Source organism: Planctopirus sp. SH287 (assembly GCF_056500625.1).
Window position 1 is genome coordinate 4,020,961 of the sequence record NZ_CM151403.1, and the last position, 16,566, is coordinate 4,037,526.

The following is a 16,566-nucleotide window of genomic DNA, read 5'->3' on the forward strand; positions in this document are numbered from 1 at the left end:
TTTCCGGTTGATGGCCGCTCCAAGCTGTTAGCAAAGAAATAATCCGCATGACTGCCACGCGACCTGTTCGTACTCGTTTTGCTCCCAGCCCGACCGGTTACATGCACATTGGCGGCATGCGAACGGCCTTTTTCTGCTGGCTGTGGGCACGCCACACGGGAGGAACATTCATTCTGCGAATCGATGACACCGACCAGCAGCGGAATGTCAGCGAGGCTCTCCAACCGATCTTCCGAGCCTTTAAATGGCTGGGACTGGACTGGGATGAAGGGCCGGATCAAGGTGGCCCTCACGCCCCGTATTATCAATCGCAACGGACACCTCTCTATCAACAGGCTATTGAAAAGTTATTGGCCAGCGGCAAAGCGTTCAAAGATTTTGACGCTGCCGATGTCGTTCAGCAGGATCGCGCCGAGGCCGAAGCTGCGAAGAAAAACTACGTCAACGTCCGTCGCTCGCTGGATCTCACCCCTGAAAAAATTCAGGAACTTGAAACGAATGGCACCCCCTATGTGGTGCGTCTGCTCGTGCCACGCGATCAGTCGGTAACCATCGACGATGCTGTCCGAGGGCGTGTCACATGGGAATGCCATTCGATGCCAGATCCGGTGCTGATGCGTTCCAATGGCACTTTTCTCTATAACTTTGCCTCGGTGGTGGATGACGCTCATCTGGAAATCACCCATGTGATCCGGGCAGAAGAACATCTCGCGAACACGTGTGTGCAGACTCTACTATTCCAGGCCCTTGGGCATGAACTGCCAGTCTTCGCTCATATCCCTTTCATTACCGCTCCCGGCTCAACCAAGAAGCTCAGCAAGCGAGATCTTGATAAGCTGCGAAACTCTCCGGCTCTTAAAAAGCTCTTTGACCGGGCTGATGATGTTTTCCCCAAGTTGGGCCTGGGAGACTCCAAAACGCTAAGCCCGGTGATGGTCGAGTATTACGAAAAAATGGGCTATTTGCCTGTCGGAGTTCTCAATACGCTGGCCCGGTTGGGATGGTCACTTGACGATAAGACCGAAATCATGGATCTCGAAACGATCGTGAAGAATTTCACGCTTGATCGTATCGTGAAGAGTTCCGCGGGTTTTGATGCCGACAAGCTTCAGTCGCTTCAGGCTCATTGGATGAATGTCTTGCCGATGCCGGAAAAAATCGCCGGCGTGAAGCCCTTCCTGGAAAAGGTGGGCTGGTCAGCCGATGAGGGTTATCTCGAATTGATTTTACCGGCGATTGGCGACCGTCTCAAAGTGTTCAGCGACATTCTCGACTATGCCGAGTTTTTTGTGGGAGACGACGAGTTAAATTTTGAGGCCAAGGCCCTTGAAAAAACTCGCGCTCAGGCACAGTCCCCCGAGATCATTGCATCGCTCAAACGGCTGCTCCTTGAGGCATCTGATACCGAGGCAGCCACCATTGATGCCCTGGTTCATCAATGGGCGGAAGCTCAAGGGTTAAAAATCGGGCAGGTGGTGGCTCCTCTCCGGCTGGGTGTGACAGGCCGCAGTGCGGGAATTGGCTTGTTTGATGCCATCTCTCTCATTGGCCGTGATCGTTGCCTTCATCGCCTGACTCGACTTGAGCAGTTAGTCAATACCGCCAGCAAACAGGCCGATTGAAGCAGCTAACGGCGATTGCTCACGAAACAGAACGTGACATTTCTGGCTGGGCACAGGATCGCAACACGATATAAAAGCAAAGGAAATCCTGTACCATTGCCATCTGAAATGGCCCATCATCCCTTGAAAGTGGTTGTCGACGGGATGCCACTCACAGGCTTCAGTGCTTCTATGTTCGAGAGACCCATGACAACGACGGTGCCCGGTGGTGCAAGTATCGACTGGAACCTGCTGGAGGTGACGGTTGATGCGTTTGGAAAACTCGTCGCCCACTGGCCGGGACATGCTTGTGTGTCGGTTGAAGCTGTTCGCAGTTTCCCCTGGTCTTCCCCGGAGAATGATATCGTCCTGCTTGATGAGCGAGGGCAGGAATGGGCGCTGATTCCGGAAGTCTCCGTTCTGTCACCCACCACCCGGCAAGTGATTGAGCAGCATCTGGCCCAACGGGATTTTGTGCCCGAGATTTTAAGGATCGTCTCCTCAGAGCCAGTCTCTCCTCCCTGCCGATGGGTAGTTGAAACCAGTGCTGGCTCAACGGCAATTGACGTTGTTTCCATTGATGACGTTCGCCGGTTGGGTGAAAACGGAGTTCTGCTCTCTGATGCCAATGGCCTGCGGTTTCGCATCACGGACTCAAAACACCTCGATCATACGTCCTTGTCAATTATAGAGAGATATCTCTAACACCCATTCCACCACGACCAAGGATTGAAATTAAAATGCGTGTCAGGTCGCGAGGGCAGGAAAGCAAGTTTACCTATTACTCAAAAAGCATCATTCGCATGCTGATCCCTCGAATCTTCATGCAGCAGTATCGCCGCAAACTGCTGAGCCAGATTTCTCATTATGATCAAGAGTACCTGAACTCACGGGTCGACTATTGCAATAAAATCGAATCGCCTTTCACGTTACCCGAGTCATGCCCAACGGTAGGAAACTATCGAGATACGAAACATAGTTCCTATTTTTTTGATCTCCAGCGTTATTTAAGATGCTATCCGACGGCTTACCGTTTTTTGTACTTAATGGGTGATATCACGAACATCCCCGACCAGCCAATGTTCCTGAAAAGCCGGCCAATCGCTGGGGATAACGCCAATTCCGTGCTGATGAAGCTTGATCGGAATCGGCACTTCGTGTTTGTCGATGACCGAATTCCTTACGAGCAAAAGAAAACACAGGCGGTCTGGCGTGGCGCCGCTTATATTGAACCTCGACTGAGTTTTGTCCAGAATCACTACAGCAACCCCCGCTGTAATATCGGACAAACCAACCATCTCACTCCGGCTGTCCCGTGGCAGAAGGACTATATGTCTCGTGATGGGCAACTGGAGTATAAGTTTATCATCAGCGTGGAAGGGAACGATGTCGCGACCAACCTGAAATGGATAATGTCATCCAATTCTCTTTGCCTGATGAGCAAGCCTTGCTATGAAACGTGGTTCATGGAAGGACGCCTGATCCCGAATTACCACTATGCGCTAGTTAAAGATGACTACAGCGACCTGGAAGAGAAGATCGACCATTTTTCGGCACACCCGGAAGAAGCCTTGGCAATTATCCAAAACGCGAAAGCCTATGTTCAGCAGTTCAAGAATTCACGCCAGGAGGATTTGATCTCTCTGCTCGTGCTAGACAAATACTTCCGTCGTTCAGGGCAGCTTGAATAAGTAGAGAATAAACAGAAAGCCACAGACACACTCAGTGTTCCCTATCGCGGAGAGCGATACCGAACGGCCCGTCTTGAAGTGATTATCGCCATTCCGAGAGAAGTTGAACATCGACCAAGCCACGATGCGCTACGGTTTCAAGCCCCCCAGAGAGGTTTGAAAGACGCGTGTTGTTCGTGAGAGGTCGGCCTGCGACATGGAGTCGATTGTGGCCTGGCACCAGACGCACTGAACGGTTTCCAGATGAAATCGGATCTGCTCGGACAGGCCGGAACCGGTCTCTCCTCGCAGGTGGCGTGCCAGCACATCGCGTGAGAAGCAGCCGATGCGGTGCCGCCTCCAGACTTCGCCAATAGTGAGGCCTCCCTGGTCGCGCGAGTGTGTGAGGGTTTCAATTCTGGCGAGGATTTCCGGAAATTGCCGGGCGGCCGATTCCAGCAGAACGCTTTTCTCCTGAGGAAGGGTTTCGTCCAGCCAGGCCCGGATTTCTTCGTCGGTAAAGTCGATAGATGCCAAATTTTCTGACAATGTTGGTTTCACTGGCATAATGGTCAAAAATCCTGCAAAGGAGCAGCCAGAGAGAGAACTATCACGCCTTCGGGCTTGGTTCCAGAAGGATTTTGTGAATGCGAGACGTTTTCCGCTTCAAAGTCCACAGGAAATCTTCATTTTTGACCAGAAAAGTGTGAAGGATTCTTCGGAAGCCCGAAGTCTTTCCACTTGTTCATCCGTGAAGGCTTGCTGGTCGATTTCTTCAGCGTTAGGATTCTTCGGGCATGGAATCAAGCTTGCGCTGGCATCCAATCAACAATGGATGCTGGTCGAGCGAGATCTGCCATAACCGATTGTTTCGCCGTTTTCCTGACTCCAATCGAAGGAATACCGAGTGGCCATTTCCAAGCCGCTGTCGCTGGATCAACTTAAAGCCATGACCAAGGTACTGCGCCGCCACATCGTGCGCATGACCACTGAAGCCGGAAGCGGCCATCCCAGCAGCAGTATGTCTGCCGTGGAAATGGTGACGGCTTTGTTCTTTGGTGGTTTCATGGAACACGATCCGGCCCAGCCTCGCTGGAACAACCGTGATCGCTTTATTCTCAGCAAGGGGCATGCAGTCCCTGTGCTTTACGCCGCTCTGGCTGAATCTGGTTACTTCCCTGTGGAAGAACTGATGACTCTCCGCAAGCTGGGAAGCCGGCTGGAAGGTCACCCGAACATGAAGCGCCTCGATTGCATCGAAGCTTCAACCGGATCGCTGGGTCAAGGCCTTTCGGTCGGCATCGGTCAGGCTCTGGCTTGCCGGATGGACGGACTCTCCGCTCACACCTATGTCATGATGGGTGACGGTGAAATGGGTGAAGGCCAGGTCTGGGAAGCTCTCGCCTCCGCCGAGAAGTACAAGCTCGCCAACATCACCGCCATCATCGATCAGAACGGCTATCAGCAGACGGGCGCCACCAAGGATGTCCTCAAGCTGACCGAATTCCAGCCCAAGCTTGAAGCCTTCGGCTGGCATGTCCAGACGATCAACGGCAACGTGATCGAGGAAGTCATCGAAGCCCTCAAGGTGGCCCGCTCGGTGAAGGACAATCCCACCGCCATTGTCTCGCACACCCAGAAGGGCTTCGGCATCCTGCCGATCCTGGCTCCCACGGGTGATCTCAACTATCACGGCAAGCCACTCTCGAAGGAACTCGCCGAGAAGGCTTTGGCCCTGCTCGCGGATTAGTTCTCCACTCAATCACCTCGGTGGATGGCCCGGTCTGGATTTCACGAACGGGCCTGTTCCCCAAGATTTCTATTTTTTATACGTTCAAGCCTGTAGATCAGGATTTTCGCCATGACTATCGGACAAGCGGCCGGTTTGAAGCTCGGCAAAGCGGTACGCGACGCCTTCGGTGTCGCCCTCAAGGAACTGGGCAACGACTTTCCCGACGTTGTGACCGTCGACGGCGACGTCGGCAATTCGACGCGGACGGAAGTCTTCGCCAAGGCGTTCCCCGAACGTGGATTCAATGTTGGCATCGCCGAGAGCAACATGGTGGGGATTGCCGCCGGTCTCGCCGCCGCCGGGAAGATCCCTGTTGTTTCCAGCTTCGCCGCCTTCCTGACCTGCAACGCCTACGACCAGATTCGTATGTGCGTCGCTTATCCTCATCTCAACGTCAAGATGGTCGGCTCACACGCGGGCATCTCGATCGGTGAAGACGGCGCTTCACAGATGGCGATTGAAGACATTGCTCTCATGTCGGCTTTGCCTGGCGTGGCCGTTGTTGTTCCCGCAGATGCCCCAAGTACCAAGCATCTGGTTAAGGCAATGCTTGAGCATGTTGGCCCGGTCTATCTGCGTTGTGGTCGTATTGATGTGCCTGAAATTTATGGCCCGGATTCAGTTCTCACCATTGGCAAGGCCAACCAGCTTCGCGATGGCAAGAACCTGACAATCATTGCCAACGGGCTGATGGTTGGTATTGCGCTTGATGCTGCAGTGGCATTGGAAGCCAAGGGGATTACAGCTCGCGTGCTGGATCTCCATACGGTCTCGCCAATCGATGAAGAAGCCATCGTCAAGGCCGTTAAGGAAACAGGCCGCCTGGTTGTTGCTGAAGAGCACCTGCCGCACGGTGGTGTTGGCTCGGCAGTGGCTTCGGTCACCGCTCAGTTGGCTCCTTGCCCCATCGAGTTCGTCAACATTGGCAACACTTATGCTGAGAGTGGCGATCCCGAAGGCCTGCTCGTCAAGTACGGCCTCACCGCTGAAGCCATCGTGAAAGCCGCTGAGAAGGTTTGCAGCCGCTAACCCGTAAAAAGAGAAAAGTTGATCGAAACTTCTCAAGGTCGCGTGGAGTATCCACGCGACCTTGTTGCATGATGGAATAAAGTGCTGGATGATGGAAAAGACCGTGACAAAGACAGCCAGATCCAATAAAGGGTAGTTCCTTGGAGTTTCGGTCGTTCCAGAATCAAGATCTGCCGCAGATTGCCGAACTGTGGAACAGTGCTGGCCTTGGTCGTGGTGCAGCGATTCTTCAGGGAACGGATGAACTGGATTATCTGGTTTTTGCCCAGCCACACTTTGACCGACATGGCCTGATTCTGGTGACGGATGGCCCTCGAATTGTGGGCTTTGTGCATGCAGGATTTAGTATTTCATCAGACCGTCAACGCCTTGATTACCAGACTGGTGTGATCTGTGCGGTTGTTGTTCATCCCGAGTACCGCCGTCGTGGTTTGGGCCGCGAGCTTATCCAACGAGCAGAAAATTATCTGCGGGAACGTGGTGCTCAAATTATTCTGGCAGGGCCATCAGATCCTGCCAATCCTTTCTGGAATGGTCTCTACGGGGGGAGTGAGTGCGCCGGGTTTCTGGAGTCTGACAGCCTGTCGAAGCCATTCCTGACAGCCTTGCAGTATCGTCCTGTCCGTATGATCGGGGTATTTCAACGCCCGATTGGGCAGCGTGACCCGATCAGCCTGCGTCTGGTTCGTGTTCGTCGAGGCACCGAATTACGCCTGATTGATGATCCTGTCCCAGAGGATTTCTGGACTCTGACACATCGTGGTCGTCTGGAAACAGCTCGCCTGGGGTTGATCATGAAAAAGTCCGACGTGCTGGTCGGATGGTTGACTATCTGCGGGTTAGATCTCTTCGCTACGAAATGGCAAAAGCGGGCAATTTCGCTGCATGAAGTGAATGTTCATCCGGAGCATCGCCGCCAGGGGTATGGACAGGCCTTGCTCTGTGACGTCAGCAAGCACTTGAAGGATGACAGGATTGATCTTCTGGAAGCTCATGCGAGCATGGACGACCCCGCAGCGATGGCTGTCCTGATATCAGCAGGCTTTCAACTGGTTGATACGGGTATCGTTTACCGTAAGAATTGAGGCTGTCTCGCACAGACGTCAAAAAAAGCCATCAGACAACACGAGAAAGTTCATCGCTTGATGTTGCCAATAGTGTGAGGTCGCTTCAAAGCATGCGAACCATTCATCAGACCCTCTACGAACAGTTTAAGGATCATTGGCCCCGCTACTGGAGCCGATTTGGGGGCTGGTTTTTGTTGGCGGCTCTTGCTGCTGCGGCTGACGGAATTTCCACATGGCTATTCATGAGCAGTGGGCGGATTGAAGATGAGTTGCATCCGGCTGTTCGTCTGGCTTCCTACTGTTTAGGGCCGCTGGCGGGGCCATTGCTGGCCAAGATTGTTCAACTGATCGCACTTGTGGCAGTGACAGTCACTTTTGAACGCTATGCCCGATTGATCTATCTGGTTGTTATTTTCAGCTATAGCTATGCGGCGTGGTTCAATCTGTGGGGCCACCAGATCTATACACCAGTCTTTGTGAAATATTTTCAATGGTGATAGAGGATGTCGCACGTGAAACGAGGAGTTGACGAACAGGCGTCGATGGTCGCTTTCTCTGAAAGCCAATTGACACCGCAAGATTTCACGTGTGATCTCATTTTTTGTTGAGACATCTTCTGAAGTGAGGTCTCTGGCAGCGCCACTGGCTCAAGCTCATGGCAATGGATAGACTTGCCCCAGACCGTTGATCAGGTGCGGGAGCCCCGGCGTTGGACAGTAGCCCCTTTCGAATTCTGCGTAATTTAAGCCGCACGCGAGAAATTGCGACGGTTCTTTTCAACCATGGATTCGGGGATCTTGTTGATCGGATTGGCCTTCGGGAAGTCTGGTATCATAGTATCCGGCGGGTTTTTTTCTGGAGACGGCATAAGCCATTACAGAAATGTACCACGGTTGAACGGGTGCGACTCACGTTAGAAAGCCTCGGGCCAACGTTTATCAAGTTTGGTCAGGTCATGAGCACCCGGCCTGATATTGTGCCGCAAGCCATGATCATGGAGTTAAAAAAGCTCCAGGAGCAGGTTCCGCCTTTCGGCAGTGAAGCCGCCATTCGTGAAGTGGAAAGCGAACTTGGTAAACCCGTTCATGAGCTTTTCCGTGAATTCGACATGGAACCGCTGGCGGCGGGATCGTTGGCACAGGTTCATCGGGCTGTTGCCTTTGATGGCTCTCAATTGGTGGTCAAAATTCGTCGGCCCAATGTGGTGCGAGATATCGAACGGGATGTCTCGTTGCTGGAGCAGATGGCGGTATTGGCTGAGACCCATGTTCCAGAAACGCGGGTGTTTGATCCAACAGGGCTGGTGAAACACTTTGCCCGTTCAATCCGGCGCGAAGTCAATTTTGCTCGCGAAGGCCGGACGATGGATGAGTTCCGGCGTTTGTTTGCCGATGATTCATCGCTTTATGTTCCCAAAGTCTGGATGGATCTGACGACTGAAGCTGTCCTGACGATGGAGTATATCGACGGAATCAAGGTGGATGACCGCGAAGCGTTGGTGACTGCTGGTTGCGATCCCTGTGCGGTGGCCGCCAGTGGTGCCCGGCTCTATATGAAACAAGCCTTTCAACTGGGAGTGTTTCACGGTGACCCTCATCCCGGCAATGTGAGAGTGAGACCTTGCGGTACGATAGTGCTGCTCGATTTCGGCATGATTGGGATTCTGGACGCAGAAATCCGTGAGCAACTGGTCGATCTGTTTGTGGCCGTCAGTCGGCAGGATGTCCCGTTGGCTGTTCGCGCCGTGCTCAAATTCGGAGAAAGTTCGACAGCGATCGACGAGCCATTACTGCAAGTGGATATGCGGGACTTTCTGGGAAATTACTACGGCGTCCCGCTGGACAAGCTTAACGTCGGAACATTGCTGGGCGATTTTATGTCGCTGCTCACAACTCATCAAATCCGTTGCCCCGGCAGCCTGATGCTGTTGATTCGTGCCATTGTGACGCTGGAAGGAATTGGTCGGCGGCTTGATCCGGAATTCAATCTGGCGCCCGTGCTTCAGCCTTATATTGAGAATGTGGTGAAGGCCCGGTTTTCACCGCGGCGTATGCGAACGGAATTCAAGGAAGAAGCCCGTAAGCTCTGGAACGTGGCCCATGAACTCCCGACACACATTAATAAAGCTGTTGCGAAGCTCAGCCAGGATGACCTGAGAGTCCATCTTGAACATCAAGGGTTAGGACAACTGATTCTGGAACTGGAGCGTGCCAGTAACCGACTGGTGGTTGGTGTCGTTGTTTCTTCGCTGATTCTGGCTTCGGCACTTGTGATTCGTCAGGGGATGGAATCGCTCTGGTTCAGCATCCCCATCTATGTCACATCGACAATACTGGCACTCTGGCTGGTCTATGGCATCTTCCGCAGTGGCCGACTTTAAGGAGAGTTGTCCGGCTTTGCTTAAAAGCTCTCCCTTTTTTGCTGTTCAGCTTTCCACCTTTACACGATGACCCTATCCTCTCTTGGCGGCCCGTTTATTCCTGGTCATGCAGACGTCAGCAATTCGGCCACTCTCTTCAAGGGCGATATGGAATCGTTCTTCGCCTTCCAGATGATGAGCCGTCATGTGATAGGACGAGCTGAGTTTGGCCAGATAAGGCCGCATTTCAGGTTCTTTGAGAGGTCGCAACATGCCCCATGAGCCATCACCCAGATAAGGGACGCCGTACTTGTCTTTCATGCCATTGGTTAAGGGGTGCGTTCGTTTGAACAGATGGTCGTGATGTTCCAGAACCACATCGACGTTGTATCGCTCGAATAGCGGGCACCAGAATTTTCGTTGAGCGAATCCGGTTCCCGCTTTTTCACTGCCGATATTGGCACTGCGATATGAAGGATATGCGGGCACATGATTGGCAACGAAGAGATGCTGCTTTTCCTGTCGTTCTGCGAGCGTTTTTTCCAACCAGGAAGTCTGTTCCCCTTCAATCGTGGAAATATGATCGGTGTCGAGTAAGACCAGGCTGAAGTTGTCGCCAATATCGAACACGCCATAAGTGGTGTCATGATAGAAGCCGTCAAAGACCGAAAGGTATGATCCGGCCTTCTCGCGTGGCTGCCGATAACTGCCATTCACCTCGTGATTGCCCGGGCAGGCAATCAACGGGATGAGTCGGCCTGCGGGATCCACCATATGAGCGCGGTAGTTCTTCAAAAACTTGACGAAGGTTTTCGGTGATTTGCCGTTGTCGTAGGCTAAATCGCCGGCGATAAGAGCGAAGTAAGGTTCTTGCCGGGCCGCTAACTGGTTCGTTTTGATGGCATGGCTGCCAGTTCCCGCATCCCCTCCCGTGACAAAGTGGAAGGTGTCGGTGATTTTGGAAGGCATCGTGCGAAACCGGAAAGTGGCGGCATCGGCATCAATGCGAAACCGGTACTCGGTTCCTGGTTTCAGCGATGAAAGGCTGGCTCGGTACACCTTGTCATTGGTCATTGGGAAAGGCTTGGTGACAACTTTTGCCACCTGCCATTCCTCTTTGTCGAGTGGTGAATAAGCCAGCGTGACCTCCTGCCCATGGTTCTGATCGATCCACTGAATACTAATGGTGGAAGTCGGATCACCGGGCCATGTGAGAAAGAGCGTTTCAGGCCCTTCAACCTCAGCCACAAGCGGCACGCCATCTGCTCCCAGGACAGTCCCGTGAGGATAGCCGCCAAACTCAGGGAACAGGTTTGATGCGACTCCCCATGCGGCGGCACCAAGACTCAGTCCAAGAAATTGACGACGATCAACAACGTTCATGGAAAGACCTTCAACAAAACGCTGGCGGGAGGATGGTTGCAGAAAACTATCGGCGGGAAGAGATCTCTGAAGGCAAACTTAAGAAATTATGTCGGATCAGGTGTCCTGAGGCCAGTTGGCGGAGATTCACAGCTGGAATTTTGCGGGAAGTTGAACTTGATGCTGTGCCCGATTGGGAACGCAGGTTGAGCGGGCGAGTTTCCTCACTGGCCGTGAAATTTCGACCACTCCCTGCGTCCCAATTCGCTTGTCACAAATTTTTTTGACAGATCGTTAGCGGATCGGGGCGATGGCCCGGAATGAGTTGCCGAAGCGGATTTCATCGAAATCAGTGCTGAAACGGGAGTAGATCGAAAGAGAATCAAATCGGAAATCAGGAACAGAAAGCTGCATGGCGGCTCGCTCAGGCAACGGGCTTGTGTCCAGATCAGGATTAAGCCAGATATGTGCCTGTTCCGCTCCGTTCTTGAAGAGCATGCGAATCGCGACAAAGGTTGCTTGACCAGAAGAGACGGTGCTGGTTCGCAGATTGATCACTGCATTCTTCGTGACACCCGCGGCAGCCCAGTTTCCGGAAGTCACGGCTGCGAATTTTCCAAAGCGGAATCCGGCATCATGGGTTCCAAGTTGCAAATAGGCCGTCGATGGATCTCCCGAGAAGGATTGCGCGAGAAAACCAAGCCAAATGACAGCCCCATCTCGGCCCAGCGATTGATTGCCATCCAGAACCGATTCAGGGAAAGCGGAGTGTGATAATCGTCGGAGAGTCTCGCTATGAGGGCCAGCAGCGGAACGAAGCTGTATTCCCGTGGATTCAAGAACCAGCCCCTCTGAATCAACGAAACTGAGCCTGCGAAACTGCCGAAGATCATCGGCGCGCCAGGCGTTCGCCAATGGATCGTTGATCAAGACCGAGACTTTAGGGCCGCGTTCCTCCCAGGCCCCCATCCAACCAAGGCCGCCGGCAAGTCCATTCATTCCGCCAGTCGTGGGCCACAAATTGACGTCGGCAGGAGGCACCTCAGGACGAGTGGGCGGATAGGAGAATCCTTCATAGACCCAGAGTTGGTCAGACAATTGTGGGAAAATAAGCGTGGGACGGAACCAGATGACTGCTGCCATCCCCAGGATCAAGAGGGCCACCAATGGTTGCCACCAACCCCTGGAAATGCGCTGCTTGACAACAGCTTGTACTGCTGTCTGAGCCTGAGGGAGAAGATCATCCAGTGGGATCGAGATTTCCTGAGGTGATGGCACCACAAGACTTGTGCTTCCGATGGCTTTGAGGGATGCAGCCGAGGAGTCAGTCACCACTCGCGATGCGCTAACCAACGAACGCACTCGTTGACGAAGGAATGAGTGCAGGAAAATGCGATGAAAGAGAACTTCCGCATGGTCAGGATCAGATTTGATCCATGCAGAAAGCAGGTCTGAGTCTTCCTCGCTGATTGGCTGCCGGTCGAGATGGGCATCAATCAGTTCGAGCGCTCTGGCTTCATCCATTTCCATGGAATTCGATCCTGTCCTGTAAGTCTCCTGTTCTCTGCTTTTCAGATGGCAATAAGAGGCGGTGTCTCACACAAATCACAAGGAAATCCCAGTTGCCCGGGAGACCTCTTGAGATTCCTGCGGTGATCCATGGACTGGAGCGTGAGCAGAATAGTGCCGTGTCACGGCTTTGTCTTCGGGTTGATGTCGCCGCAACGTCCTCCGTTGTCGGACTTAACAACAGAAGAGACCCGAATTTTATACTTTGACAATGCAATAGGTATTGTTTCAATTATTGAACCTGCGACTTCAGTTGAGAGCGGACACATTCTGCCAGGGCTGAGCGGATTCGCGATAAGGCCACGCGAACCGCCCCTGATGACATCCCAACCTGACCGCTGATTTCTTGTGGTGTCTGATCGTCAAAGTATCGTAATTCAATAAGTTGGCGAGATTTGCCTTGCAAGCTTGCAAGACAGCTATCGAGGGCAACACGTTCTTCTGCCAGTGTACTTTGAATGCGGTCGACAACCATCGTCAAGGCGTCGATGGAATCTCCCACAAATTTCATGGGCTGCTTCTCACGGGCACGGTAAAAATCTGCAATTTTCAGCCGGGCAACCCAGATCGCCCAAGGCAGGAATGGCCGGTTGGTGTCGAAATCATCAAATCGTCGTGCGACTTCGGCTGCGACTTCTTGCAAGAGATCTTCGGCATCAGAAAACTGAGGTAACGTCGCCAGCAGGATGGCTGTGATAGCTGCCTGTGATTGCATCCAATTGACCGTGAGCAATTCACGCGACTCGGCACGTGACATACCGCTGACTGGCTTGGGTGTCAGGCTTGCTTCAGCGTCATGGGGATCAGGCAGATCAGACATGTGGCATTCACGATGAGAGTAGCGAGTGCGCTTTGTGGAGAATTGGTGAATTTATAATCTTTGCATATTTGCAAGTTAAAAACGTCGACTTCAGAGAGATTGCAGGCCGCAGACTGAATATCGGTTGAGGGAAATACCAGTGTGCCATTCGTACGCCAGCAATCGTAGAAATGTGCCCCACTTTTCTCCAATTCACTTGAAGGAAATAGGAGATCTGCCTGATTGATGAAGTTTCGGTGAATTTCAGTTTGTTCGCTGTAACGATCAGTCCCTTTTCACGACAGAGAGGGCGGCACAATTCGGTTCGATTTCAATTTCCGGTGATGAGTTTCCATGATGTTCTCTTGTTTGCAGTGTTATGGTCGATTCTCTGCCCTTGTTTTAGGAGTTGTATTGGCAACTTCTCCTGGGTGCGGCACAGCGGGCGATCCTTTCGACAGGATGCCTGTTTCGGGGATGGTCATGCTGGATGGCCAACCATTGCTGGAAGGCGAAATCACGTTCGTCCCCAAGTCAAGTGGGCCTGTGGTGTCGGGAGCTTCTATTAAGCAGGGGCAATTTCAGCTCACTGCTGACCAGGGACTTCCTAAAGGAGAGTATCGTGTCTCTGTCAACTCCTATATTTACATCATCAATTCACCGGGAAATGACGCGCCGCCAGTTGATGACATGTCCATGGACTCATCATGGAAAACGCAATCGCTGATTCCCGAAAAATATAATGAAAAAACAGAGTTGGTTGCAGAGGTCGTTGATGACGACACCAATGAATTCACGTTTATGCTCTCATCCCAGTAGCTAACGCTCATTCAACAAGCCAGCCTGATTGAAAAGATGCCGCATCCCTATCAATCAAAAACACAATCTCCTGAAACACAGATGCTATTATCTTTCAAAGGAATTTTATGGTTTTTCATGCTCACTCGGAATCACTGAAACCCATTAATCGAGTGTCGACCAGTGAACTATCGGCAGCCGCGCCATCTCGCCGGCATGGCGCTGGTTTTACTTTAATTGAATTGCTCGTTGTGATTGCGATTATTGCCGTTCTCATTGCGCTTCTCCTGCCGGCAGTTCAGCAGGCAAGAGAAGCTGCCAGACGCACTCAATGCCGCAACAACCTGAAGCAGTTGGGATTGGCAATGCACAACTATCACGACGCGAACGGTCGATTGCCGATTGCCTGTATGTCAGGGGCTTTTACAGGAGTGAACTCGCTCACTTCAGGTTATGTCTGGATTCGCAATATCTATGCATTTATTGACCAGACGCCATTAGCGAATTCCTGGAACTCAAACGCAGGTTACACATCCGCCGCTAACCTTCCTCTGGCAAAAACACGGTTGCCAGTGATGCGGTGCCCTAGTGATATCGATGTCGCCTGGTTTAATGCGGTTCCTCAACATAATTATGTTCTCAATATGGGGAACACCAATTTCGGAGGGCAGTCCGGTATTAATGGAGCCGATTACTCCGCTGGCCCGTTCCGCTATTCAGTCACTACGGAAGGATTTTCCACGCGATTTGCCGACATCACTGACGGACTGTCCAACACCATGATGCTTGGCGAATTGCGAGTCGGTAAAGCAGATCAAGATCTTAGAGGGTTGACGTTTTTCCCGCACACCACCGGTTTTACGGGAAATCTTCCTCCCAATTCACCGCTCAAAGATCAGATGCCGCTGAACAGTTCGACGACGCAGTTCTGGTGTGTTGATTCTGTTGATATGCCCTGCCAGGGATATCAGGGAAATCAGGGGAACAATTCGACTTACCGCTATTCAATGCGAAGCCAGCACACGGGTGGCGCTCATACGGTTCTATGCGACGGGTCGGTGCGATTTCTCAGCAACAACATGGATATCAGCGTCGTCCGCGCGATTAGCACGATTGCGGCAGGTGAAACCCCATCACTGGAATAGCAATGTCCTGAATATGCCAGGAAGTTTGCATGGCTTCTGGAGGCATTCAACGGTTCCGCTTTTTGACTTTATGGCCGACGTTACCGGAGAGCACTGAGCTGGTGCTGGCATCCTCAACACCGCTCTGCTCTCTGGGTCATCCTTGCGACCTTCACTCGTCTGGAGTTGCGGGCCTGTCGGGATTTGGAGAAGCCGCAATACTGGTCGTTTGCGTTCAGGTACAGAAAAGCATGGGATGGGTGTATCATGGTGCTTGAGGAACAAAGAGCATCATGCCGCTTATCGACACTTTTGGGCGAATTCACAACAACCTGCGGATCAGCGTGACTGATCGGTGCAACATTCGCTGTTTCTATTGCATGCCGGCTGGCCATGTGAAGTTCATGCCCAGGCAGGAATTGTTGACGTTTGAAGAGATCGCGGAACTCGTCCGGATTTTTGTCTCGTTGGGCATTGATCGAATCCGCTTGACAGGGGGCGAACCGCTTGTTCGGAAGGATCTGCCCAAACTGGTAGAGTCTCTTCGTCGGATTGACGGTATTCGCGATATTGGCCTGACGACCAACGGAATTCTGTTGGCGGAGCATGCTCAGGCCTTAAAAGATGCGGGGTTATCACGTGTGAATATCAGTCTAGATGCGCTCGACGAAGAAGGGTTTCGCGAGTTCGCCCGGCGAGATGGCCTGGAAGATGTTTTGCGTGGGATTGAAGCTGCCCGCCTTGCCGGTCTGGGGCCAATCAAGATCAACGCGGTGGCCGTTCGCGGATTGACAGAAAAGCAGATCGTTCCTTTTGGTGACTTTGCTCTTGAGAGTGGGGCAGAAGTCCGTTTTATCGAGTACATGCCGCTGGATGCCGAGAACCAGTGGGAACGTGAAAAAGTGCTGTTTTCTGAAGAAATACGGTTAGCTCTTACCGAGCATTTCGGGCCGCTCACTCCGATTGGGGTCGCTCAACCTGGGTCACCCGCCACAGATTTTCAGTTTTCTGCTCCCGATGATCCGTCGAAAACTGGGCAGGTCGGTTTTATTTCCTCGGTCAGCGAGCCTTTCTGTGCCAGTTGCAACCGCCTGCGACTGACGGCTGACGGGAAACTGAGAAACTGCTTATTCAGCCTGGATGAAACGGATCTTCGGGGATTGCTTCGGCAGCAGGGTCTACCGTCTTCTGATCGAGGCAGCCAAATTGTTGAGGCCATTCAGCGATCCGTGGCTGCAAAAAAAGAAGGGCACGAGATCAATACGGCCCGGTTTATCCAGCCACTTCGGCCGATGAATTCGATTGGTGGTTGATCCGTCTCGTGGATTGAAAAAAATCGCCGTAAACAAGTTCTGGCAAACGGGCTTTGCAGGTTTGCACAGATGCGCCATAATCG

Annotated in this window: 16 protein-coding genes; 12 read left to right on the plus strand and 4 right to left on the minus strand. The window is 52.5% G+C overall.

Annotation, left to right across the window (positions count from 1 at the left end; all coding sequences use genetic code 11):
- Positions 1-47: 47 nt before the first annotated feature.
- The 3 genes from gltX (at position 48) to SH287x_RS14890 (ending at position 3,292) form a co-directional block, all read left to right on the plus strand.
- On the plus strand, positions 48-1,622 hold the full coding sequence (gltX, locus tag SH287x_RS14880; protein ID WP_479515144.1) for a glutamate--tRNA ligase: 1,575 nt from the start codon (positions 48-50) through the stop codon (positions 1,620-1,622).
- A 96-nt stretch (positions 1,623-1,718) separates the two neighbouring features.
- Positions 1,719-2,306, plus strand: a complete 588-nt coding sequence (locus SH287x_RS14885; protein ID WP_479515146.1) for a DUF1854 domain-containing protein — start codon at positions 1,719-1,721, stop codon at positions 2,304-2,306.
- A gap of 35 nt (positions 2,307-2,341) precedes the next feature.
- A complete protein-coding gene (locus tag SH287x_RS14890; protein ID WP_479515148.1) occupies positions 2,342-3,292 on the plus strand; it encodes a glycosyl transferase family 90 in 951 nt (316 codons plus the stop codon).
- Between the two features lie 129 nt (positions 3,293-3,421).
- Here the strand turns inward: SH287x_RS14890 and SH287x_RS14895 are convergent, their stop codons facing one another.
- On the minus strand, positions 3,422-3,838 hold the full coding sequence (locus tag SH287x_RS14895) for a hypothetical protein (RefSeq protein ID WP_479515150.1): 417 nt from the start codon (positions 3,836-3,838) through the stop codon (positions 3,422-3,424).
- Positions 3,839-3,914: 76 nt separating this feature from the next.
- Between SH287x_RS14895 and SH287x_RS14900 the strand changes: the two genes are divergently transcribed.
- From SH287x_RS14900 to SH287x_RS14925, 6 genes are all read left to right on the plus strand, one after another.
- On the plus strand, positions 3,915-4,133 hold the full coding sequence (locus SH287x_RS14900) for a hypothetical protein (RefSeq protein WP_479515152.1): 219 nt from the start codon (positions 3,915-3,917) through the stop codon (positions 4,131-4,133).
- A gap of 45 nt (positions 4,134-4,178) precedes the next feature.
- Positions 4,179-5,021, plus strand: coding sequence for a transketolase (locus SH287x_RS14905; RefSeq protein WP_479515154.1), 843 nt, complete (start codon positions 4,179-4,181; stop codon positions 5,019-5,021).
- Positions 5,022-5,132: 111 nt separating this feature from the next.
- Positions 5,133-6,092 (plus strand): transketolase family protein, encoded by a 960-nt coding sequence (locus SH287x_RS14910; RefSeq protein WP_479515156.1) that lies wholly within the window; start codon positions 5,133-5,135, stop codon positions 6,090-6,092.
- Positions 6,093-6,232: 140 nt separating this feature from the next.
- On the plus strand, positions 6,233-7,177 hold the full coding sequence (locus SH287x_RS14915; protein ID WP_479515157.1) for a GNAT family N-acetyltransferase: 945 nt from the start codon (positions 6,233-6,235) through the stop codon (positions 7,175-7,177).
- Between the two features lie 92 nt (positions 7,178-7,269).
- The gene (locus tag SH287x_RS14920; protein ID WP_479515159.1) at positions 7,270-7,656 is read left to right on the plus strand and encodes a hypothetical protein; all 387 of its coding nucleotides are present in this window, start codon (positions 7,270-7,272) and stop codon (positions 7,654-7,656) included.
- A 212-nt stretch (positions 7,657-7,868) separates the two neighbouring features.
- Complete coding sequence (locus SH287x_RS14925; protein ID WP_479515160.1) at positions 7,869-9,539, plus strand: ABC1 kinase family protein; 1,671 nt, start codon at positions 7,869-7,871, stop codon at positions 9,537-9,539.
- Positions 9,540-9,611: 72 nt separating this feature from the next.
- On the opposite strand, the gene SH287x_RS14930 is transcribed toward SH287x_RS14925, so the two are convergent.
- The 3 genes from SH287x_RS14930 to SH287x_RS14940 form a co-directional block, all read right to left on the minus strand.
- Positions 9,612-10,901: a purple acid phosphatase family protein gene (locus tag SH287x_RS14930; protein ID WP_479515161.1), complete on the minus strand. Its 1,290-nt coding sequence runs from the start codon at positions 10,899-10,901 to the stop codon at positions 9,612-9,614.
- A 273-nt stretch (positions 10,902-11,174) separates the two neighbouring features.
- Entirely contained in the window at positions 11,175-12,410 is a 1,236-nt protein-coding gene (locus SH287x_RS14935) for a hypothetical protein (protein WP_479515162.1), read from the minus strand.
- 271 nt (positions 12,411-12,681) lie between these two features.
- On the minus strand, positions 12,682-13,269 hold the full coding sequence (locus SH287x_RS14940) for a sigma-70 family RNA polymerase sigma factor (protein WP_479515163.1): 588 nt from the start codon (positions 13,267-13,269) through the stop codon (positions 12,682-12,684).
- A 393-nt stretch (positions 13,270-13,662) separates the two neighbouring features.
- Here SH287x_RS14940 and SH287x_RS14945 point away from each other — a divergent pair, with 393 nt between their 5' ends.
- The 3 genes from SH287x_RS14945 (at position 13,663) to moaA (ending at position 16,483) form a co-directional block, all read left to right on the plus strand.
- Entirely contained in the window at positions 13,663-14,067 is a 405-nt protein-coding gene (locus SH287x_RS14945) for a hypothetical protein (protein WP_479515164.1), read from the plus strand.
- Between the two features lie 107 nt (positions 14,068-14,174).
- A complete protein-coding gene (locus SH287x_RS14950) occupies positions 14,175-15,191 on the plus strand; it encodes a DUF1559 family PulG-like putative transporter (protein WP_479515165.1) in 1,017 nt (338 codons plus the stop codon).
- Positions 15,192-15,463: 272 nt separating this feature from the next.
- Entirely contained in the window at positions 15,464-16,483 is a 1,020-nt protein-coding gene (moaA, locus tag SH287x_RS14955) for a GTP 3',8-cyclase MoaA (RefSeq protein ID WP_479515166.1), read from the plus strand.
- Positions 16,484-16,566 lie beyond the last annotated feature (83 nt).

Coding starts and splice junctions, on each gene's coding strand:
- SH287x_RS14935 (WP_479515162.1), bottom strand. CDS start 12,410: ATGGAAATGGATGAAGCCAGAGCGCTCGAACTGATTGATGCCCATCTC.
- SH287x_RS14930 (WP_479515161.1), bottom strand. CDS start 10,901: ATGAACGTTGTTGATCGTCGTCAATTTCTTGGACTGAGTCTTGGTGCC.
- SH287x_RS14890 (WP_479515148.1), top strand. CDS start 2,342: ATGCGTGTCAGGTCGCGAGGGCAGGAAAGCAAGTTTACCTATTACTCA.
- moaA (WP_479515166.1), top strand. CDS start 15,464: ATGCCGCTTATCGACACTTTTGGGCGAATTCACAACAACCTGCGGATC.
- SH287x_RS14910 (WP_479515156.1), top strand. CDS start 5,133: ATGACTATCGGACAAGCGGCCGGTTTGAAGCTCGGCAAAGCGGTACGC.
- gltX (WP_479515144.1), top strand. CDS start 48: ATGACTGCCACGCGACCTGTTCGTACTCGTTTTGCTCCCAGCCCGACC.
- SH287x_RS14940 (WP_479515163.1), bottom strand. CDS start 13,269: ATGTCTGATCTGCCTGATCCCCATGACGCTGAAGCAAGCCTGACACCC.
- SH287x_RS14950 (WP_479515165.1), top strand. CDS start 14,175: ATGGTTTTTCATGCTCACTCGGAATCACTGAAACCCATTAATCGAGTG.
- SH287x_RS14895 (WP_479515150.1), bottom strand. CDS start 3,838: ATGCCAGTGAAACCAACATTGTCAGAAAATTTGGCATCTATCGACTTT.
- SH287x_RS14920 (WP_479515159.1), top strand. CDS start 7,270: ATGCGAACCATTCATCAGACCCTCTACGAACAGTTTAAGGATCATTGG.